This window comes from Pseudomonas sp. B6002 (genome assembly GCF_013385985.1).
Taxonomy (GTDB): domain Bacteria; phylum Pseudomonadota; class Gammaproteobacteria; order Pseudomonadales; family Pseudomonadaceae; genus Aquipseudomonas.
Genome location: NZ_JACAOY010000011.1, coordinates 61329 through 79673, shown reverse-complemented (window position 1 = coordinate 79673; position 18345 = coordinate 61329). Strand labels below are relative to the sequence as shown.

Here is an 18345-nt window from a genome sequence, read left to right as displayed (position 1 = left end):
TGACGGCAGTGAATTCACTATCGTCATCGCAGGCAAGCCAGCTCCCACAGTTGAACAACATTTCACATTGCGATCAGCGAATGCCCTCGGACCTCAGGGCTGCCGGGGTGTAGTCCGCCGCTTTCGCTGCGAAGCCGAACACGAAGCTGCTCTTCTCTTCGTTTTTCATGCCCAGGGCGATGTAGCGTCCGGCGATGAGGTCATACAGGGTTTCCACGGTGTAGGCCGGCACCTGATGGTCGTAGTAGAACTGTGCATGACCTTCGGCCACCCGCCACAGTTGGCCACGGCCGTCGTAGTGATCGACCAGCGCCACCTGCCAGCTGTCTTCGTCGATGTACATGTGGCGCTTGGCGTAGATGTGCCGCTCGCTAGGCTTGACCGTACCGACCACTTCCCACACGCGGTGCAGCTCATAGCGGGTGAGATCCTGGTTGATGTGGCCGGCCTTGATGATGTCGTCGTATTTGAGGGTTGGCTGGTCGAGCTTGTAGCTGTTGTAGGGAATGTACATCTCCTTCTTGCCCACCAACTTCCAGTCGTAGCGGTCGGGCGCGCCGGAGAACATGTCGAAGTTGTCCGAGGTGCGCAGGCCGTCGGACGCCGTGCCCGGCCCGTCATACGCCACTTGCGGCGCGCGACGCACGCGGCGCTGGCCGGCGTTGTAGATCCAGGCCAGGCGCGGCTCCTTCACCTGGTCGAGGGTCTCGTGCACCAACAGCACGTTACCGGCCAGGCGCGCCGGCGCGGTCACCGACTGCTTGAAGAAGGTCAGCACGTTGGCGCCCTTGGCCGGGTCCATGTCCGGGATCAATTGCGGTACCGCCACCTCCTCTTCGAAGCGGATCGGGGTGTAGCTGCCGTTGGTCTGCGGGGTGGCTTGGGTGATGATGCGGCGCAGGTTGCCACCGTGGTAGCGGGTGATGTGGTTCCACAGCACCTCCACGCCGTTCTTCGGAATCGGAAACGCGTAGTAGCGATTGCCGGTGAAGTTCTCCAGGCCGTTACCGTCGTTGATCGCGTGCACGTTCAAGGCGCTGCGTTTGATCGACTCGTAGATGTCCGCCGGCAGGTTGACCGTGCGATGGCTGGGGTAGACCGGGATCTTGTAGGTCTCGGGGTAGCGCTTGAACATCGCTACCTGGCCGTCGGAGAGTTTGTCCTTGTACTTGTCGACGGTGGCTGCGGTGATCACGAACAGCGGTTTCTCACTGGCGAACGGGTCGGCGAGAAAGCCCTTGCTGTCGACCGCACCGGCGTTTTTCGGGATGCCGCCGGTCCAGGCCGGGATCGAGCCATCGGCGTTGCCCGCCTTTTCCGAGCCCATGGGGGTCAGGGTGGTGCCGAGCTTGGCGGCTTCTTCAGGCGACACCGCCGCCATCACGTTGGCGGCCAACAGGCTGAGGGCCATCACCGCAAATATCTTACGCATAGAGTCTTATCCTTCTTTAAGCCAGATCAGAAGTTCGCGCCGAAGCTGAGGGCGATAAAGTCACGGTCGGTCAGGGTGTTGTAGTCACCGCCAAAAAAGTCGGTGTAGCTCAGGCTTGCGGTGTAGGTGCTGCGGTAATCCGCATCCACCCCAACGCTGATGGCCTTGGCGCCTTTGTTGAACAGGCCGTTGGGGCCATAGCCGGCCACGTCATGGGACCAGGACAGGTTAGGCTTGAGGTTCACCCCGGCAATGGCGTTGTTGTAGTCGAGGATCGCCCGGGCGCGGTAACCCCAGGAGTTGGCCGTGACGAAACCGTCGGTGTCACCCTGGAAGCCGTAGGCGCCGTATACCGAGTCGCGGCCGTAACGCAGTTTGGATTTGTCTTCCAGCCCGCCGACGTGCACGTAAGCCGCTTCGCCTACCAGTGTCAGGCGTTCAGCGCCCAGCACCTGGTCGAAGAACTGGGTCAGGGTGCTTTGAATCTGAGTGATTTCCTTGCGGCGGTAACCTTTGTTGTCGTCACCGAAGTTGCTGCGGATCGGCGAGGCCAGTTGCCCGGCGACCGGGTTGATCAGGGCCAGGGTCAGGTCGGTGGTGTTGAGTTGCACCGGAGCGTTGGGGCGGTAACTGATCTCGCCGGTCCACGCCGTGCCGGTGGGCAAGGTGGTGGAGAAGCTGGCGCCGAACAGGCGGATATCTTCCGGGTAGTCGAGGTAATACTGGCCACGACCAAGCATCAGGCTCTGGACCAGACCTGCGCCAGAGCCGGGCGCGAGACCATTGGCTGCACCGGCGATCGCACCGAGCCTGGCCAGGCTCGTGTTGTTGGTGATGGTGCCCACGGTCGGGGTGCGGCTGTGGTAGTTCATGAAGTACAGGCCGTATTCCGTATCATCCCCCAACCAGCGCAACGCCGTACCGAATTGGCCACTGTCACGGGCGTCGCGATCCTGTGCACGCTGCACGATCACCCCTTCGCGCGTCACTTGAAAGCCCTGCCCAAACGCGGCGGCGACGGGCTGCAACGGCGCAATCGCCGGGTTACCGACCGTGTAGTTGTCATTACAGCCGTGGGCCGCCACATCCCCACCAAAGAATGTGCCGCAGTTATCCAGGACGGTGTTTTCCCAGTTCAACTGGTAGAAGCCTTCCACTGTCAGCTGGTTGGTCAGGCTCTGGGAGGCGAACAGCATGTTCACCGGGATCAGCCCTTCCTTGATCTCTGCGCCCGGGCGTCGGAACGCCGAAACGTCGATGGGGTTGATGCTGTTGATGGAGTTACCGATAAAGGTGCTCTCGCCCCAGCTGACCACTTGCTTGCCCAGCCGCACGTTGCCCGGCTGATCGCCGATGGAGTAGTTGTGATAAACGAAGGCGTCGAGCAATTCATAGCCCGAAGAACGCGCGCCCTCGTCACGGTGGTGGTTGCTGATCTGCTTGAATTCGCGGTCTTCGTCCTGCAACTCGAAGTCGTACCAGTACTTGCCGCGCACAAACACGCCGCTGTCACCGTACTTGAGTTCCAGGTCGTGAATGCCCTTGAAAATCTTGGAGAAGGTCTCGCCTTTCTTGAAGTTCAGGCGTCCGTCATCGCCGGTAGACGCCTGGCCAGTACCACCGTTGACGGTGCCCACCAACTTCTTGTCGGCATCGCGCATGCCCCAACTCGCGCCGACCGACAGCGAGGAGTCGAATTGCCCTTCGATCTCGCCAATGTTGAACGAAACAGCCTGCGCCTGGGCACAGCAACCCAGTGCAACCGCAGCCGCCAGCGCTTGCGGCGTGAAGATGGCGCGCATTGTTGTTTTTGTCATGCGTCTTCCCCGGTGAGTGACAGAAGGCCCCACCCTACTGCCGCGCATCAGGAGCGATAAGCGCACCAAAGGGGTATTCGTGCTGTCGCTCGAAAGGATTAGCCGGCGCTCTGGCCGGGGTTTTCGCGGGGGCATGGACCGGGTGGATGGTGGGTTATCAGGGGCATGGATAGCACGCAAAGCAACTATTGCCGATTCAGTAACAGTCCTTGTCCCGATCCGCTATTACTCATTCTGTTACAACCGACTACTCTTAGCGGGCTTTCAGGGCGAACCGCCCGCTTCCGCAACCGGAAGAACAGCTGGATTCAAATGGATTGATGCCTGTTTTCAATCTGTTATCGGTGTTCACTGACGTTGATTTGTCGCTCCTTGATCCAACGTCTTACTTCGGCCGCTGCCTTTGCAGCGGCCTTTTTTATGCCCCAAATAAAACGGGGCGCTCTCAGCGCCCCGTGGGATTCAGCAGTGTTCCAGCAACGATCAGAGGCTGAACTTCTGTAAGTTGGCCATCATCTCCTTCAATGCTTCGATGTTGTCCTTGGGATGAGCGGCGCCTTCGAAGTCGCAGATCTGTGCCCAATGCGCAGCCACATCATCCGGCGAGAACCCGGCTTCCGGGTCGAAGCCCACGCCCAGGCTGCGTTCCCAACGGGTCTTGCCGATCCAGCCGCCGCCCACTTCAAACAACCCCGACGTTTCCTGGCACGCCTCGCTGCCCAGGTACACCACCAACGGGCTGACCAGTTCCGGCTTGAGCCGCTCGAACACTTGCGGCGGGATCAGGCCTTCGGTCATGCGCGTGCCGCCCGTGGGGGCGATGGCGTTGACCAGAATGTTGTTCTTGCGCCCTTCCAGCGCCAGGGTGCGGGTCAGGCCATACAGGCCAAGCTTGGCCATGCCGTAGTTGGACTGGCCGAAGTTGCCGTAGATGCCCGAGGTGGACGCGGTGAAGATCACCCGGCCGTAAGCTTGTTCACGCAGGTGCGGCCAGGCGGCGCGGGTGACTTTGTAGGCGCCTTCGACATGCACCCGGTAAACCAGGTCCCAGTCGCTGTCGTCCATTTTGTGGAAGGTCTTGTCGCGCAGGATGCCGGCGTTGTTGACCACCACGTCGATGCGGCCGAAGGCATCCAGCGCGTTCTGGACGATCTTGTCGCCATCGGTGACGGAGTCATGGTTGGCTTCGGCAATGCCGCCCGCTTCACGGATTTCGGCGACCACGCGGTCGGCAGCGGAGGCATTGGCGCCCTCGCCCTGAGTGGATCCGCCCAGGTCATTGACCAGCACTTTGGCCCCATGCCTGGCGAACAGCAGCGCATGGGCCCGGCCCAACCCGCCGCCGGCACCGGTGACGATCACGACCTTATCCTGGAACTGCACTGACTCACTCATACCGAACTCCGCTGGCGACAATGGGAATAGGTTGAGTGTCAGGCACAGCGCCTGCGGTCACAATAAAGTCGGCCGAGGCTGAATGGTGCTCGATAAGGCAGCGGGATGATTGTGCGCAGGTTCACGTGTTTGGACACTGGCTTATGTGGGAGCCGGGCTTGCCCGCGATGCAGGCACCTCGGGTTTTCAGTTGTACCCAGGTGATGCTATCGCAGGCAAGCCAGCTCCCACACAGGCCCGGCGATGCGCTCGCGAAACGCCAGGTAATGCTTGAGTACCTGCACCGGCGCCTCGATCTGCGGGTAATGACCGATGCCGGCCAGCAGCACCGTGTCAGCGTGCGGCACCAACTGGTGATAGCGCTCCACCATGTGCGCGCCGGAGATCGGGTCGACCTCGCCATCGATCACCCGCAAAGGCACGTCACCGCGCTGCATCGCCGCGACCCAACGCTCGCGCTGGCGACGGCGCTGGGGAATGTAGGCGATCAGTTTGTGCAGGATGCGCGTGCCGTCGTTGCAATTGATCAGGCTCCAGAAGTCATCCAGGGCACTTTCGCTGGGACGTGTGTGAGGCCCGAAAATCTGGCTGAAGCTGTTCGACAGCGCGTTGCGCCCGAAGGTACGGCCGATCATCCAGCCCAGAGGGCTGAGCAGCAGTTTCTGCACCAGGGCCGGGCGATGGGTTTCCGGAAACAAGCCACCGTTGAGGAACACACAACTGGCCATCTGAAACCGGCCTTCGTAGTGCCGCGCCAACAATTCCTGGGCGACGCTGTCGCCGTAATCATGGGCCAACACGTGCACCGGCTGTTCCACCCGCAGGTGGTCGAGCAAGGCCTGTTGCAAGTCGGCCTGTTCCAACAGGCAATAGTCGTGATCCAGCGGCTTGGCGGACTCGCCGAACCCCAGCATGTCGCACGCAATCACCAGGTTGCGCTGGGCGAGGGGCTGCCACAGGTAATGCCAGTCCCAGCTGGCGGTGGGGAAGCCATGAATCAACAGCAGCGGTTCGCCTTGCCCGGCCACCCAGTAACGGATCGTGCGGCCACGGAAGTCGAAGGCCTGGCTGCGTTTGCGCCAGGCTCTGAGCGGGATCTCGGCGAGTGGCATCAGCTTTTATACCCCGGGTCTTGGCTGTCCAGCTTACGCAGCAGCGCCGGCCAGGCCAGCGCGCCTCCCATACCTTGCGCGCTCTTTGTGACAGCGGCCACCATCGCCTTGGCCCCGGCCAGAATCTGCGGCCCGATGGCAATCAGTTCCGCCCCACCGTTTTGCGCCAGCACCTGGATTTCGCAGGCGCGCTGGAAGGTGAACATCATCAGGAAGGTGTCGGCGATGGTGCTGCCGCAGGTGAGCAGGCCGTGGTTGTGCAGCATCAAAAAGCTGTTTTCGCCGAGGTCGGCCTGCAAGCGGGCTTTCTCTTCGTGGTTCAGCGCCACGCCTTCATAGGCGTGGTAAGCCAGGCTGGACAGCACGAAAATCGATTGCTGGCTGATCGGCAACACGCCCTGCTTCTGCGCGGCCACCGCCACACCCGCAGCCGTGTGGGTATGCAACACACAGGTCACATCGTGGCGCACTTCATGGATGGCGCTGTGGATGGTGTAGCCCGCCGGGTTGATCTCGTAGGGGCTGTCCATCAGCTTGTTGCCGGCCTGGTCGACCTTGACCAGGCTCGACGCGGTGATCTCATGGAACATCAGGCCATAAGGGTTGATCAGGAAGTCATCGGTGCCCGGCACCTTGGCCGATATGTGGGTGAAGATCAGGTCGTCCCAGCCATGCAACGCCACCAGGCGATAACAGGCCGCCAAGTCGACACGGGCTTGCCATTCGGCAGCGCTGACTTGGGCTTTGACATTCTGTGGCGTTAGAGCGGGGGCTAGGCTCACGGCAATGACCTCCTTGGCGCACTTCTTATTTATTGTTTTTTTAGTGATGGGCCAGTCTAGTCAGACACCCCAGCCGCCGTAGTTGCCTTGGCAGCCAGCTTGATGACCGTACGAGTCAGTCAGAAGAATAGTCCAAATGGCGTCAGAGAAGCGCCGCCAATAAAGGCACGGCAAACAGGTTAAGCAACCCCGTCAACACCATCACCAGGCCCGCCACCGAGCCCTCTTCGCCGCCCACTTCCCGCGCCCGGCTGACACCCGCGCCATGGGCGCCCACGCCAAACAGAGCGCCCCGCGCCAGCGGTGTGCGCAGTGGCAACCACTTGAGCAGCACACCGCCGAGCATGGCGCCGAACACACCGGTAAACATCACGAACACGGCGGTGAGTTCCGGCACGCCGCCGAGGTCGGAAGATACGGGCATGGCAAACGGTGTGGTGATGGAACGCGGCACCAAGGACATCGTCACCGAGCTGTCCAGCGCCAACGCCTTGGCCAGGCCGAACGAGGTGGCGATGGACGCCGCGCTGCCTGCGACCATGCCCAACAGCAACGCCGACCAGTGACGTGCCAGCAAGCGGCGCTGTTGCCAGATCGGCACGGCGAACGCCACGGTGACCGGGCCCAGCACGAGCATCAGCCAATGGGTGTCGGCGGCGTATTCGGCATAGGCAGTTTTCATCGGCACGGCCACCGCCAGCAACAGCACGGGTACCAGGATCAATGGCGACAGCAGATAGCGCCCGGTGCGGCGATAGATCCAGCGGCTGAAAATATAGGCACCCAGGGTCAGGGCGAGCCAGAACACCGGCATCAGCTCAAGCTTCACGGCGCATTCTCCAGCGGCACACCAGCTCGACGGTGAACGCGGTCACCAGCATCACCGCCAACGTGCTGAAGCCGATCACCAACAGGATGCGCCAGCCATCGTTGCGCAACAGGCCGCCGTAATCGAGCAGGCTCATCAAGGCCGGAATGAAGAACAGCAGCATCTCCGCCATCAACACCCCGGCGCCCAATTGCAGGGCGGCCGGCTTGACCAGCCCACTGGCAAAGGTCGCCAGCAACAGGCCCAGGCCCACCACACCGCCCGGGATTGGCCAGTTCAGCCACACGGCCAGTTCGCAGCCCAGCAGGTAGATGGCCAATAGCACGACCAGCTCAGTCAGCAGGCGGCCGAGATGTTTGAGGGTGAAACGTTTCATGGGCTTGGGTTCCTCGCAGAAGGCCATTTTAAAGAGGCCATGCCCATCCCCACAGCGAATTGTTAGACTGCCAACTATTCCAAACTGGAATCAGGCCCATGGAATTCAAACAGCTTCGCAGCTTTGTCGAAGTGATCCACCGAGGGGGTTTTACCCAGGCCGGTAAAACCCTGCACATCAGCCAATCGGCCGTGAGCAAACAGGTTGCGCAACTGGAGCAAAACCTGGGCGTGCCGTTGCTGGAGCGCACGGGTTCGCAGATCCGCCTGACCGCCGCAGGCGAGGTGGTGTTGCAGCGCGCCGAGGCCATGTTGCGCCTGCAGTCCGAATTGCTCAGCGAACTGGATGACATGCAGCAACTGACCCGTGGCGAGTTGCGCCTGGGCCTGCCGCTGCTGGCGGGAGACACGCTGTTTGCCGGGTTGTTTGCCGAATACCGCAGGCGCTACCCAAACGTCACTATCCAATTGCTGGAAGGCGGCAGCCGCACCATCGAGCAGGCGATCTTGAGTGGCGAACTGGACGTGGGTGGCAGCCTGATGCCGAGCGACCCGGCCTTTGCCTGGCAAGCCTTCTGCGATGAACCGCTGGATGCCCTGCTGCCGATGGACCACCCGCTGGCGGAAAACGCCCAGGTGCGCCTGGAAGAATTGGCCGACACGCCATTCCTGATGTACCAGCGCAGCTTTGTGTTGAACGATCGGTTGATGCAAGCCTGTCAGCAGTTGGGCTTCACCCCGAAGGAGATCGGCCGCAGCGGGCAGGCGGATTTTCTCGTGGCACTGGTGGCAGCCGGCCAGGGGGTGGTGCTGCTGCCCAGTGTGGTCGCCCGTGGGCTAGTGCGACCGGGGGTGGTGCGCCTGACGCTCAAGGCGCCGGACTATCTGCGCTGGGACATCGCCTTTATCTGGCGTGAGGGCGCCTATCTGTCGAAAGCCGCCCAGGCCTGGTTGGCGTTGCTGCGCGAGTTTCCGGTCAGCCGCGCAGTGCAGTGACCAACTCCGCCAGCCACGGCTCGGCATCGGCTTCGGGGGTCACGCTTTCGCTGGCGTCCAGGCGCAGCATTGGCAGCACTTCGCGCACGCCCAACTCGCCGAACAGCTCGCGCATTTGCTCGCCGCCGCCGCAGAAGGTATCGCCGTAGCTCGCGTCGCCCAAGCCGATCACGGCGCCAGGCAGGTCGCGCCAGGCGGCAGGCAGTTGGTCACGAATAGTCGAGTACAGCGGCTGCAGGTTGTCGGGCAGCTCACCCATGCCGGTGGTGGACGTCACCGCCAGGAACGCCTCGGGAGCGAAGGCCTGCACGTCGGCCAAGGTGGCGCGCGGGTTGTGCCAGGCTTCGAAACCGGCGGCGTTGAGGATGCCGGCGGCGTGGCGGGCGACTTCTTCTGCGGTACCGTACACCGAGCCGGAAAGGATGGCGACTTTCATCAATCTGATCCTGTAGTTGAGCGAAAGCGTGGGATATTAGCAGCTACCGCAAATGTTTCGGCGTGCGTCGTGCAACATTCAAGGCATGCCATAAACTCCACTTTTCAAACTCCAGCCATGGACCGCTCAATGATCAACGCCCAACTGATGCAAATGGTCATCAACGCTTCCAACGATGGCATCGTCATCGCAGAGCGCGAAGGCAAGGACAAACCGCTGATCTACGTCAACCCGGCGTTCGAGCGGATAACCGGCTATGGTGTGGACGACATCCTTTATCAGGATTGCCGCTTCCTGCAGTCGGGCGACCGTGACCAGCCCGCCTTGATCGCCATTCGCCAGGCCCTCGACAGCGGCGATTCCTGCCGGGAAACCCTGCGCAACTATCGCAAGGACGGCACCCCCTTCTGGAACGAGCTGTCGATTTCGACGGTGTATAACGAGGCCGACAAACAGACCTATTTTGTGGGCGTGCAAAAAGACGTGACCACGCAGGTCAAGGCGCAGCAGCGCGTTGCGCAGTTGGAGGCACAAGTGGCCGAATTGAAAGACCAGTTGGCCGCCCTTCAGGCGACGAGCGGAACCAACAAATTGTAGAAAACGCGGCCTTTAGAGCGATAATGGCTTTTTAATGTCTCACCGTGAGCACTCTCATGCATCGCGACGCTCTACTGACCCAGGACGAACTGGACTTCATCCAGAACATGCAGCACAACCCGCAGCTCAACCTGCGGGACGCATCGTCGAGCCTGACCGTCAACGGCGGCGCGCAGATCCGTGACTTGCTCACCCGGCTGGCCGCTCACGACCACCTCACCATCCAGGCACAATTCGACAACCAGCAACTCACCTTCCCCCTGCATCTGGTGGAGGATGAGTTTCACGCGGTGCATTTGCGCCTGGGCGTGCCGAGCATTTTTGAAGATGGGCCGATGATCCGCCCGTGGCGGCTGGCACTGGAAACCCCGGTGGCACTGGAGAACGTCAAGGGCAACCCGGGCGCGCTGTGGGTGCACGAGGTGTCATTCAAGGGTGTGTTGGTGGAAATTCGTGGCCGGATCAAACCACCGAAAACCTTTTCGCTGTGGTTCAGCCCTTCCGGTTACGAACGCATCGCACTGCGCGGCACGCTGGAGCGGGAAACCGCCCGGGGTTTGTTCGCTTATCGCCTGAGCCAGGGCGATGCGGATGAGACCGAGCGCCTACGCCAGTTCATCCTGCATCAGCACCGTTTGGTGCATCCACAGGTGCACGCCTGAGATCAGGTATCCAGCTGACCGCTGAGAAACTGCTGCAAGCGGCGCTGCATCAGCCGTGCGTCGTTGCCCAGGCAGCCAATCGACGAGCCTGCCAGGCTCGCCTCTGCCAAGTCTGATGCATCACCGGCCAGCAGCAGCGGGCAATCCAGCGTCATGGCGAGACGCTTGAGGCGCAACGGCAACTCACTGCCAGGAAAACGATTGGAAAACATCACCAGCGCCTGGGGCCGGGTCTTTTCGCAGACCAGCGTCAGCTCATCGAAGGGCTGACCAACCCCCAGGACTTTGACCGCGAGGTTTTCCGTCGACATCAACAAGCCTGCAACCAACAACTCCAGCTCGCGGCACTCCCCGGCGATGGCGGATAACAGCACCCTGGGCGCAGGCGTTGCCGTCGCCATTTGCAGCCGTTGCGCGGTACGTGAGCGCAGGAAGTTGTCGAAGAACAGCCACTCGCTGGCCTGGCCGAAGCCACCATGGTGCCGCAGCAATTGCTGCCACAGCGGCATCAGGATGTCCTGGAACACCACGGCCATGGAGTAGGCCGAGAAGATCTGGCCGTATAGGCGGTCAAGCTGGCGGTCATCGAATGCACTGATGGCCTGGCGCAATTGCACTTGCCATTGGCTCCACTCCATCTCGGTATCGACGCGCGATGTGCTGGTTGGCGCGCTGCGCAACTCATCACGCGCCAGGATCTTGCTCACCTTGCTCACCGCTACGCCGCGCTCGATCCAGTCGAGAATGCGGTGCACGGTGTCGATATCGGTGCTTGAGTACAGCCGGTGCCCGCTTTCGGTGCGCACGGGCTGGATCAGCCCGTACCGTCGCTCCCACGCACGCAATGTGACCGGGTTGACGCCGGTCAGCCTTGCGACTTCGCGAATCGGAAACAACACCACGTCGTCAGCCTGGCTGTCTTGTGTGGTTTCACGCTGTGGGGCAATGATTTCGGGCATCTGGAGTCGGAAACAGCCGTGCAAATGTGGATCCTATTTAACGCCGATTGCCGTCGCCGATTCAAGGTCTGCGGCGATCTGTCCGAAGTCTCTGGCGTATTTGGGCAAAACAGGAATAATCCTTGCCTGTTTTTACGTAGCAGCCCCACCCGGCCGCTACGTTTGTGCGCCGCCTACCCGGCCCAGCGCACCTGATTACTTGGAGATACACAATGTCTACCTCACCCGTCACCCTGATGGTTGCGCGCCGCGTGGCCAAAGGGCGCTATGAAGAATTGATGAGCTGGCTGCGCGAAGGCGAACAACTGGCCACCGACTTCCCTGGTTACCTGGGCTCAGGCGTGCTCGCCCCGCCGCCCCACGATGACGAATTCCAGATCATCTTCCGCTTTGCCGACGAAAAGACCCTGCATGCCTGGGAGTTTTCCGCCTCCCGCAGCGCCTGGCTGGGTCGTGGCAGTGAGCTGTTTGCCGACCCGTCAGAGCATCGCGTGAGCGGCATTGATGGCTGGTTTGGTGCGGCAGGTTCACGGCCACCGCGCTGGAAGCAGGCGGTGGCGATCTGGCTGGCGTTTTTCCCGGTGTCGCTGATTTTCAACTTTGTACTGGGCCCGTTGCTCGGCGAGTTGGACCTGGCTCCCCGCGTATTGGTCAGCACCCTGGCACTCACGCCATTGATGGTTTACCTGTTCATTCCGCTGTCGACTCACCTGCTCGCCAGCTGGCTGCATCCCGCACCCGCACCTCGCAAGGCCACCGAAGCCGCCGCGTGAGTACAGGGGGCGCGGTCGCTGGTATGATTTGAGCCTGCCAGCGAATCGAGCCCCCCATGAATGCAACAAACGCCCCGATCCTGATCACCGGCGCCGGCCAGCGTGTCGGCCTGCATTGTGCCGAGCGCCTGCTGGATGACGGCCACTCGGTGATTTTCAGCTACCGCAGCGAACGCCCTGGCGTACACGCCCTGCGCGAGCGTGGTGCCGTGGGCGTGTTTGCCGATTTCTCCAGCGAGGCCGGGATCCTGGCCTTTATCGCTGAGCTGAAGACTCACACCGACAGCCTGCGCGCGATCATCCACAACGCCTCGGCGTGGGTCGCAGAAGCCCCAGGCGACGAGAGCCAAGCGTTTAGCGACATGTTCAGCGTGCACATGCTTGCGCCCTACCTGATCAACCTGCATTGTTCACCCTTGCTGCAACGCTCGACACCGGCAGACATCGTGCACATCAGCGATGACGTGGTGCGCAAGGGCAGCCGCCAGCACATCGCCTACTGCGCCACCAAGGCCGGGCTCGACAGCCTCACGTTGTCGTTCGCCGCGCAGTTCGCGCCGCTGATCAAGGTCAACGGCATCGCCCCGGCGATGGTGATGTTCAACGAGGGCGACGACGCGGCCTACCGCGCCAAGGTCCTGGCCAAATCGGCCCTGGGCATCGAGCCCGGGCCCGAAGTGATCTACCAGAGCGTGCGTTACCTGCTGGATAACCCTTATGTCACTGGTACCACCCTGACCGTCAACGGCGGGCGGCATATCAAGTAAGCCGTTTGTGAGGATGTTGTATGACCTTGTCCCTGCCCCAACACTACCGCGAGATCCTCAAGAGCCTGGGCGAAGACCCGGAGCGCGAAGGGTTGCTCGACACGCCCAAGCGCGCCGCCAAGGCCATGCAGTATCTGTGTCATGGCTACGAGCAGAACCTGGAAACCATCGTCAACGGTGCACTGTTCACCTCCGATAACGACGAGATGGTGATCCTCAAGGACATCGAGCTGTACTCGCTGTGCGAGCACCACCTGCTGCCCTTTATCGGCAAGGCCCACGTGGCCTACATCCCGACGGGCAAGGTACTGGGCCTGTCGAAGCTGGCGCGCATTGTCGACATGTATGCACGGCGCCTGCAGATCCAGGAGAACCTCACGCGGCAAATCGCCGACGCCATCCAGAGCGTCACCCAGGCGGCCGGCGTGGCGGTGGTGATTGAGGCGCAGCACATGTGCATGATGATGCGCGGCGTGGAAAAACAGAATTCAACCATGAACACCTCGGTGATGCTCGGCGCGTTCCGCGAGTCGAACACCACGCGCATGGAGTTCCTGCAACTGATTGGACGGAGCAAGTAGCAATGCCACAACTTCAACCAGGCATGGCGCGCATCCGGGTCAAGGACCTGTGCCTGCGTACGTACATCGGCATCAACGAGGATGAGATCCTCAACAAGCAGGACGTGCTGATCAACCTGACCATCCTGTACGCCGCGCAGGAAGCCGTGCGCGACAACGATATCGACCACGCGCTGAACTACCGCACCATCACCAAGGCCATCATTGCCCACGTCGAAGGCAACCGCTTTGCCCTGCTGGAGCGCCTGACCCAGGAGCTGCTGGACCTGGTGATGAGCAACGAGTCTGTGCTGTATGCCGAAGTCGAAGTGGACAAGCCCCATGCGCTACGCTTTGCCGAATCGGTGTCGATTACCCTGGCGGCCAGCCGCTAACCCCTGAGATTTGCGTGAGCCCTATGAACGATCAACAACGCCTCGAACTCGAAGCCGCCGCCTTCCGCCGGCTGGTGGCCCACCTGGACAGCCGCAAGGATGTGCAGAACATCGACCTGATGAACCTCTCCGGTTTCTGCCGCAACTGCTTGTCCAAGTGGTACAAGGCCGAGGCCGACGAACGCCACATCGAGCTGAGCCTCGATGACGCCCGCGAAGTGGTGTACGGCATGCCGTATGCCGAATGGAAAGCCCACTACCAGAAAGAAGCCAGCGCCGACCAACAGGCGGCGTTTGCCAAAGGAAAAACCCATGACTGATTTGAATGCCCTGCGTGCCAGCCTCAACAGCGGCGAACATGTATTTGCCGATACCCTGGCCTTTGTCGCTGCCGGTTACGACTACCAGCCGCAAGCGTTCACCAATGGTCCCGTGGATAACGCAGCCGGACAGAACGAAGGCTCGTGCAAGACCTTGGGCCTGGCACTGCTGGAAGGCTTGAGCGATCAGGAAGCGTTGCTGGCGTTTGGTGAGCATTACCGCTCGGTGGTGGCCACGCCTGAGGGCAGCGACCATGGCAACATTCGTGCGTTGATCGCGCACGGTCTGGCGGGTGTGAAGTTCACCGCGCAGCCACTGACCCGCCGCTGAATCAACAACGGAACACGGTCAATGTGGGAGCCGGGCTTGCCCGCGATGGCGGTGGTGGCTGACACACCGCTATCGCAGGCAAGCCAGCTCCCACAGTTGTCTTGTGGTGTTGATTGGATCGCGGGCATAAAAAAACCGGCTTTTCAGCCGGTTTTTTATTTCAACGGATTTAGAACGAAGCGTCCTTCAACCCATCGAGGTAACGCTCGGCATCCAGGGCCGCCATGCAGCCGGCGCCGGCCGAAGTGATGGCTTGGCGGTACACGTGGTCAGCCACGTCACCGGCGGCGAAGATGCCTTCGATGTTGGTAGCAGTGGCGTTGCCTTCACGGCCGCCCTGCACCACCAGGTAGCCGTCTTTGGCTTCCAGCACGCCTTCGAACAGCGACGTGTTCGGGGTGTGGCCGATGGCGATGAACACGCCGTCGACTTTCAGCTCGTCGAAGCTGCCGTCGTTGTTTTTCAGGCGGGCACCGGTCACGCCCATGTTGTCGCCCAGGACTTCGTCCAGGGTGGCGTTGAGCTTGAGGATGATCTTGCCTTCGGCGACACGGGCGTGCAGCTTGTCGATCAGGATCTTCTCGGCGCGGAAGGTTTCGCGACGGTGAACCAGGGTCACGGTGCTGGCGATGTTGGCCAGGTACAGCGCCTCTTCCACCGCGGTGTTACCACCACCGACCACAGCCACCGGCTTGTTGCGGTAGAAGAAACCGTCGCAGGTCGCGCAGGCGGAAACGCCCTTGCCCATGAACGCTTCTTCCGACGGCAGGCCCAGGTAGCGGGCGCTGGCGCCGGTGGCGATGATCAGTGCGTCACAGGTGTAGACGCCGCTGTCGCCGGTCAGGCTGTAAGGCTTCTTGGAGAAGTCGACCTGGTTGATGTGGTCGAACACGATCTCGGTTTCGAAGCGCTCGGCGTGCTCTTTCATGCGTTCCATCAGCACCGGGCCGGTCAGGCCGTGGACGTCGCCCGGCCAGTTGTCGACTTCGGTGGTGGTGGTCAACTGACCGCCCGCCTGCATGCCGGTGATCAGCAGCGGCTTGAGGTTGGCCCGGGCAGCGTAGACGGCAGCGCTGTAACCGGCAGGGCCGGAACCGAGAATAATCACTCGCGAATGACGGGTATCAGACATGACTCACTCCTATCGACCACCCGGGCAACAGGGCGGCTGGAATAAAAAAGGACCGCGAAGCACTTGGGGAAGGCTTGAACTCGCACGTCCTGAAAATAATGGGTGCAGCGTATAGAGGGGGGCAAGATTAAGGAAATACGGAATAACAATCCAGCTCATAGGTGGTCTCTATGCAGTCGACCCGGTTGATCGATGGGTTTGTTACTGCTGATGTCGTGGCTTTCGCCTGTTAAGCAAAGCCGGTAAGGTCGGCGCGGTCGTCCCTCTGCTCGGAGTTCTCCATGCCTGCCCCTGCTCTTTCCGGCCCGCAATACCTGCGTGAAGGCCTCAAACTGGTGTTGAGCCCTGGCCTGCGCCTGTTTGTGCTGCTGCCGCTGGCAATCAACCTGGTGCTGTTCGTCGGCTTGATCTATTTCGCCGGCCACCAGTTCAGCGTGTGGGTCGACCATTTGATGCCGACGCTGCCCAGTTGGCTGGGTTTTCTGAATTACCTCTTGTGGCCGCTGTTTGTGGTGCTGGTGGTGTTGATGGTGTTTTTCACCTTCACCATGCTGGCCAATATCATCGCCGCGCCGTTCAACGGTTTTCTCTCGGAGAAAGTTGAGGTGGTGGTGCGCGGCACGGATGACTTCCCGGCCTTCAGCTGGGGTGAACTGATCGCCATGGTGCCGCGCACCCTGGCCCGGGAAATGCGCAAGCTGGGCTACTTCCTGCCACGGGCCATCGGCCTGTTTATCCTGTCGTTCATTCCGGTGGTCAACCTGGTCGCCGCGCCGCTGTGGCTGTTGTTCGGCGTGTGGATGATGGCGATCCAGTACATCGACTACCCGGCCGACAACCATAAGCTGGGCTGGAACGAAATGCTCGCCTGGCTGCGCCAGAAACGCTGGCAGAGCATGAGCTTCGGCGGGATCGTTTACCTGGTGTTGCTGGTGCCGGTGGTCAACCTGCTGATGATGCCGGCCGCAGTGGCCGGCGCCACGTTGTTTTGGGTGCGTGAACAAGGTGCCGAGGCCATGGCACAGCAGCAAAAAGTGACCCCGTCATAAATCCATCATCTGGAAGACACAATGACGACATGGCCCACGGTGACACTGTGGGTCATGACGACAGCCTCGCTTCACATCACCCTTATTACCGAAACCTTCCCGCCAGAGATCAACGGGGTGGCCAATACCCTTGGCCGCCTGTGCGAGGGTTTGCGCGCGCGCGGCCATCAAGTCGAGCTGGTACGCCCACGCCAGGGCAGTGACCAGAGCCGGCCCAGCGACGATGAACTGCTGCTGTGCCGTGGCTGGCCGTTGCCGGGTTACCCCGGCCTGCAGTGGGGGCAGTCGTCAATGCACAAGTTGCTCAGGCGCTGGACGCGCCAGCGCCCGGATGTGCTGTATATCGCAACCGAAGGGCCACTGGGCCTGTCTGCCCTGCGTGCAGCGCGGCGACTGGGCATCAGTGTGGTCAGCGGTTTTCATACCAACTTCCAGCAGTATTCCAACCAATACGGCTTGAGTGTGTTGAGCCGGATGGTCACCCATTACCTGCGCTGGTTTCACAACCGCTCGACTTTGACCCTGGTGCCCAGTGCCAGTCAGCGACTGGAACTGGAGCGCCGGCATTTCGAACGTTTGGGCATGCTGTCGCGCGGTGTTGACAGCCAGCTGTTCCACCCGGCAAAGCGCGATAACGCGCTGCGTGAAAGCTGGGCCTTGAACGACGAGCAAACCGCTGTGTTGTATGTAGGTCGATTGGCGCAGGAAAAAAACCTGGGGCTGCTCAAGCGCTGCTTCGAGACATTGCAAGACACCTACCCCATGCGCCAGATGAAACTGATCATCGTCGGCGATGGGCCGCAACGGGCAATCATGGAGAAGGAACTGCCGGAGGCGATTTTCTGCGGCACTTTGCGCGGTGAAGAGCTGGCGCGGCATTACGCCTCGGGTGATGTGTTCCTGTTCCCCAGCCTGACTGAAACCTTTGGCAATGTGGTGCTGGAAGCCATGGCGTCGGGGTTGGGAGTGGTGGCCTATGACCAGGCCGCGGCGACCCAGCATATTCGTCATGGCTACAACGGCGTGTTGGCGATGCCGGGGGACGAAAACGCATTCTGTGAGGCGGCCAACTGGTTGCTGGAAGACGCCGAAAGCCTGCGCCGCATGCGCCTCAATGCCCGGCAACATGCCAGCCGTCAGGGCTGGCCGGCGATTATCGAGCAGTTTGAGCAACAGTTACGAGGTGTGTGCCAGGGAGAATTTGTTGCTTCGCCGTTACCGTCTACACGCTGATCCGTCGACAGCGCCCGTCGTCCACTTCACCGCTCAGCGGCTACAACCGAGGGTTTACGTGACAGCGATTCGGAATAGGCAATAGGCATTGTCGGAATCGCCGCTATCAAACTGCATATGTCAGGAACGCCGCTCAGATTATGACCACCCATAACGTACCTGCCTGGTGAAGGTGGGCACCCCATAATCTGAAAGAGATTTTTATGTCGACACACATCAGCAGAGCATCGGCTCACGGCCATTGGCACTTCAGCACTCCGGCGGCTACGAGCAATCCACTGCAAGCGCCCGAGGCAAACCACCCGCAGCAGTGGCGTCGCCCGCGACCATCCAGGCCGGATTACCAACATGCCCAGCCAGGCTGGAATCGTCCGCACCGGCCACAACCGGACT

General features: G+C 61.2%; 21 protein-coding genes. 11 read left to right on the top strand and 10 right to left on the bottom strand.

Going from position 1 to position 18345, the window contains the following annotated elements; translation table 11 throughout:
• Window positions 1-73 precede the first annotated feature (73 nt).
• The 7 genes from HX792_RS15815 to HX792_RS15785 all read right to left on the bottom strand — a co-directional run bounded on the left by HX792_RS15815 (window position 74) and on the right by HX792_RS15785 (window position 7743).
• Window positions 74-1432, bottom strand: coding sequence for a DUF1329 domain-containing protein (locus HX792_RS15815; protein ID WP_176996968.1), 1359 nt, complete (start codon window positions 1430-1432; stop codon window positions 74-76).
• 26 nt (window positions 1433-1458) lie between these two features.
• Entirely contained in the window at window positions 1459-3249 is a 1791-nt protein-coding gene (locus HX792_RS15810) for a DUF1302 domain-containing protein (RefSeq protein WP_176996967.1), read from the bottom strand.
• Between the two features lie 483 nt (window positions 3250-3732).
• On the bottom strand, window positions 3733-4644 hold the full coding sequence (locus tag HX792_RS15805; RefSeq protein ID WP_176996966.1) for an SDR family oxidoreductase: 912 nt from the start codon (window positions 4642-4644) through the stop codon (window positions 3733-3735).
• Window positions 4645-4850: 206 nt separating this feature from the next.
• Complete coding sequence (locus HX792_RS15800; protein WP_176996965.1) at window positions 4851-5756, bottom strand: alpha/beta fold hydrolase; 906 nt, start codon at window positions 5754-5756, stop codon at window positions 4851-4853.
• Entirely contained in the window at window positions 5756-6538 is a 783-nt protein-coding gene (locus HX792_RS15795) for a class II aldolase/adducin family protein (protein ID WP_176996964.1), read from the bottom strand. The genes HX792_RS15800 and HX792_RS15795 overlap by 1 nt, the downstream gene beginning before the upstream one ends.
• A 142-nt stretch (window positions 6539-6680) precedes the next feature.
• Window positions 6681-7367 carry an LrgB family protein gene (locus HX792_RS15790; RefSeq protein ID WP_176996963.1) on the bottom strand — a complete coding sequence of 229 codons (687 nt, stop codon included), beginning with the start codon at window positions 7365-7367 and terminating at the stop codon, window positions 6681-6683.
• Window positions 7357-7743, bottom strand: coding sequence for a CidA/LrgA family protein (locus tag HX792_RS15785; RefSeq protein WP_176996962.1), 387 nt, complete (start codon window positions 7741-7743; stop codon window positions 7357-7359). The genes HX792_RS15790 and HX792_RS15785 overlap by 11 nt, the downstream gene beginning before the upstream one ends.
• 98 nt (window positions 7744-7841) lie before the next feature.
• Between HX792_RS15785 and HX792_RS15780 the strand changes: the two genes are divergently transcribed.
• Window positions 7842-8738 carry a LysR family transcriptional regulator gene (locus HX792_RS15780; protein WP_176996961.1) on the top strand — a complete coding sequence of 299 codons (897 nt, stop codon included), beginning with the start codon at window positions 7842-7844 and terminating at the stop codon, window positions 8736-8738.
• On the opposite strand, the gene HX792_RS15775 is transcribed toward HX792_RS15780, so the two are convergent.
• Window positions 8719-9174, bottom strand: a complete 456-nt coding sequence (locus tag HX792_RS15775) for a flavodoxin (RefSeq protein ID WP_176996960.1) — start codon at window positions 9172-9174, stop codon at window positions 8719-8721. The genes HX792_RS15780 and HX792_RS15775 overlap by 20 nt on opposite strands.
• 129 nt (window positions 9175-9303) lie before the next feature.
• Between HX792_RS15775 and HX792_RS15770 the strand changes: the two genes are divergently transcribed.
• A complete protein-coding gene (locus HX792_RS15770) occupies window positions 9304-9771 on the top strand; it encodes a PAS domain-containing protein (RefSeq protein WP_176996959.1) in 468 nt (155 codons plus the stop codon).
• 56 nt (window positions 9772-9827) lie between these two features.
• Window positions 9828-10433, top strand: coding sequence for a hypothetical protein (locus HX792_RS15765; RefSeq protein WP_176996958.1), 606 nt, complete (start codon window positions 9828-9830; stop codon window positions 10431-10433).
• 2 nt (window positions 10434-10435) lie between these two features.
• Here HX792_RS15765 and HX792_RS15760 read toward each other — a convergent pair whose 3' ends face one another.
• The gene (locus HX792_RS15760; protein ID WP_176996957.1) at window positions 10436-11392 is read right to left on the bottom strand and encodes a MerR family transcriptional regulator; all 957 of its coding nucleotides are present in this window, start codon (window positions 11390-11392) and stop codon (window positions 10436-10438) included.
• Window positions 11393-11604: 212 nt separating this feature from the next.
• Between HX792_RS15760 and HX792_RS15755 the strand changes: the two genes are divergently transcribed.
• From HX792_RS15755 to HX792_RS15730, 6 genes are read left to right on the top strand one after another with little or no spacing between them, the layout of a single operon-like run.
• Window positions 11605-12165, top strand: a complete 561-nt coding sequence (locus HX792_RS15755; protein ID WP_176996956.1) for an antibiotic biosynthesis monooxygenase — start codon at window positions 11605-11607, stop codon at window positions 12163-12165.
• 56 nt (window positions 12166-12221) lie between these two features.
• Complete coding sequence (gene folM, locus HX792_RS15750; protein ID WP_176996955.1) at window positions 12222-12932, top strand: dihydromonapterin reductase; 711 nt, start codon at window positions 12222-12224, stop codon at window positions 12930-12932.
• A gap of 20 nt (window positions 12933-12952) precedes the next feature.
• Window positions 12953-13513 carry a GTP cyclohydrolase I FolE gene (gene folE / locus HX792_RS15745; protein WP_176996954.1) on the top strand — a complete coding sequence of 187 codons (561 nt, stop codon included), beginning with the start codon at window positions 12953-12955 and terminating at the stop codon, window positions 13511-13513.
• A 2-nt stretch (window positions 13514-13515) separates the two neighbouring features.
• Window positions 13516-13887: a dihydroneopterin triphosphate 2'-epimerase gene (gene folX / locus HX792_RS15740; RefSeq protein WP_003176029.1), complete on the top strand. Its 372-nt coding sequence runs from the start codon at window positions 13516-13518 to the stop codon at window positions 13885-13887.
• A 23-nt stretch (window positions 13888-13910) separates the two neighbouring features.
• On the top strand, window positions 13911-14207 hold the full coding sequence (locus HX792_RS15735; protein ID WP_176996953.1) for a DUF1244 domain-containing protein: 297 nt from the start codon (window positions 13911-13913) through the stop codon (window positions 14205-14207).
• Entirely contained in the window at window positions 14200-14538 is a 339-nt protein-coding gene (locus tag HX792_RS15730) for a HopJ type III effector protein (protein WP_176996952.1), read from the top strand. The genes HX792_RS15735 and HX792_RS15730 overlap by 8 nt, the downstream gene beginning before the upstream one ends.
• A 169-nt stretch (window positions 14539-14707) precedes the next feature.
• Here the strand turns inward: HX792_RS15730 and trxB are convergent, their stop codons facing one another.
• Window positions 14708-15670, bottom strand: coding sequence for a thioredoxin-disulfide reductase (gene trxB / locus HX792_RS15725; protein WP_010206474.1), 963 nt, complete (start codon window positions 15668-15670; stop codon window positions 14708-14710).
• Between the two features lie 281 nt (window positions 15671-15951).
• Between trxB and cysZ the strand changes: the two genes are divergently transcribed.
• Both cysZ and HX792_RS15715 read left to right on the top strand, forming a co-directional pair.
• Window positions 15952-16719 carry a sulfate transporter CysZ gene (gene cysZ, locus HX792_RS15720; RefSeq protein ID WP_176996951.1) on the top strand — a complete coding sequence of 256 codons (768 nt, stop codon included), beginning with the start codon at window positions 15952-15954 and terminating at the stop codon, window positions 16717-16719.
• A 54-nt stretch (window positions 16720-16773) separates the two neighbouring features.
• A complete protein-coding gene (locus HX792_RS15715; RefSeq protein ID WP_176997038.1) occupies window positions 16774-17952 on the top strand; it encodes a glycosyltransferase family 1 protein in 1179 nt (392 codons plus the stop codon).
• Window positions 17953-18345 lie beyond the last annotated feature (393 nt).

Excerpts from the sequence above, each read along its gene's own strand:
- HX792_RS15815 (WP_176996968.1), bottom strand. The coding sequence starts at position 1,432 with ATGCGTAAGATATTTGCGGTGATGGCCCTCAGCCTGTTGGCCGCCAAC.
- HX792_RS15810 (WP_176996967.1), bottom strand. The coding sequence starts at position 3,249 with ATGACAAAAACAACAATGCGCGCCATCTTCACGCCGCAAGCGCTGGCG.
- HX792_RS15805 (WP_176996966.1), bottom strand. The coding sequence starts at position 4,644 with ATGAGTGAGTCAGTGCAGTTCCAGGATAAGGTCGTGATCGTCACCGGT.
- HX792_RS15800 (WP_176996965.1), bottom strand. The coding sequence starts at position 5,756 with ATGCCACTCGCCGAGATCCCGCTCAGAGCCTGGCGCAAACGCAGCCAG.
- HX792_RS15785 (WP_176996962.1), bottom strand. The coding sequence starts at position 7,743 with ATGAAACGTTTCACCCTCAAACATCTCGGCCGCCTGCTGACTGAGCTG.
- HX792_RS15780 (WP_176996961.1), top strand. The coding sequence starts at position 7,842 with ATGGAATTCAAACAGCTTCGCAGCTTTGTCGAAGTGATCCACCGAGGG.
- HX792_RS15775 (WP_176996960.1), bottom strand. The coding sequence starts at position 9,174 with ATGAAAGTCGCCATCCTTTCCGGCTCGGTGTACGGTACCGCAGAAGAA.
- HX792_RS15770 (WP_176996959.1), top strand. The coding sequence starts at position 9,304 with ATGATCAACGCCCAACTGATGCAAATGGTCATCAACGCTTCCAACGAT.
- HX792_RS15765 (WP_176996958.1), top strand. The coding sequence starts at position 9,828 with ATGCATCGCGACGCTCTACTGACCCAGGACGAACTGGACTTCATCCAG.
- HX792_RS15760 (WP_176996957.1), bottom strand. The coding sequence starts at position 11,392 with ATGCCCGAAATCATTGCCCCACAGCGTGAAACCACACAAGACAGCCAG.
- HX792_RS15755 (WP_176996956.1), top strand. The coding sequence starts at position 11,605 with ATGTCTACCTCACCCGTCACCCTGATGGTTGCGCGCCGCGTGGCCAAA.
- folM (WP_176996955.1), top strand. The coding sequence starts at position 12,222 with ATGAATGCAACAAACGCCCCGATCCTGATCACCGGCGCCGGCCAGCGT.
- folE (WP_176996954.1), top strand. The coding sequence starts at position 12,953 with ATGACCTTGTCCCTGCCCCAACACTACCGCGAGATCCTCAAGAGCCTG.
- folX (WP_003176029.1), top strand. The coding sequence starts at position 13,516 with ATGCCACAACTTCAACCAGGCATGGCGCGCATCCGGGTCAAGGACCTG.
- HX792_RS15735 (WP_176996953.1), top strand. The coding sequence starts at position 13,911 with ATGAACGATCAACAACGCCTCGAACTCGAAGCCGCCGCCTTCCGCCGG.
- HX792_RS15730 (WP_176996952.1), top strand. The coding sequence starts at position 14,200 with ATGACTGATTTGAATGCCCTGCGTGCCAGCCTCAACAGCGGCGAACAT.
- trxB (WP_010206474.1), bottom strand. The coding sequence starts at position 15,670 with ATGTCTGATACCCGTCATTCGCGAGTGATTATTCTCGGTTCCGGCCCT.
- cysZ (WP_176996951.1), top strand. The coding sequence starts at position 15,952 with ATGCCTGCCCCTGCTCTTTCCGGCCCGCAATACCTGCGTGAAGGCCTC.
- HX792_RS15715 (WP_176997038.1), top strand. The coding sequence starts at position 16,774 with ATGACGACAGCCTCGCTTCACATCACCCTTATTACCGAAACCTTCCCG.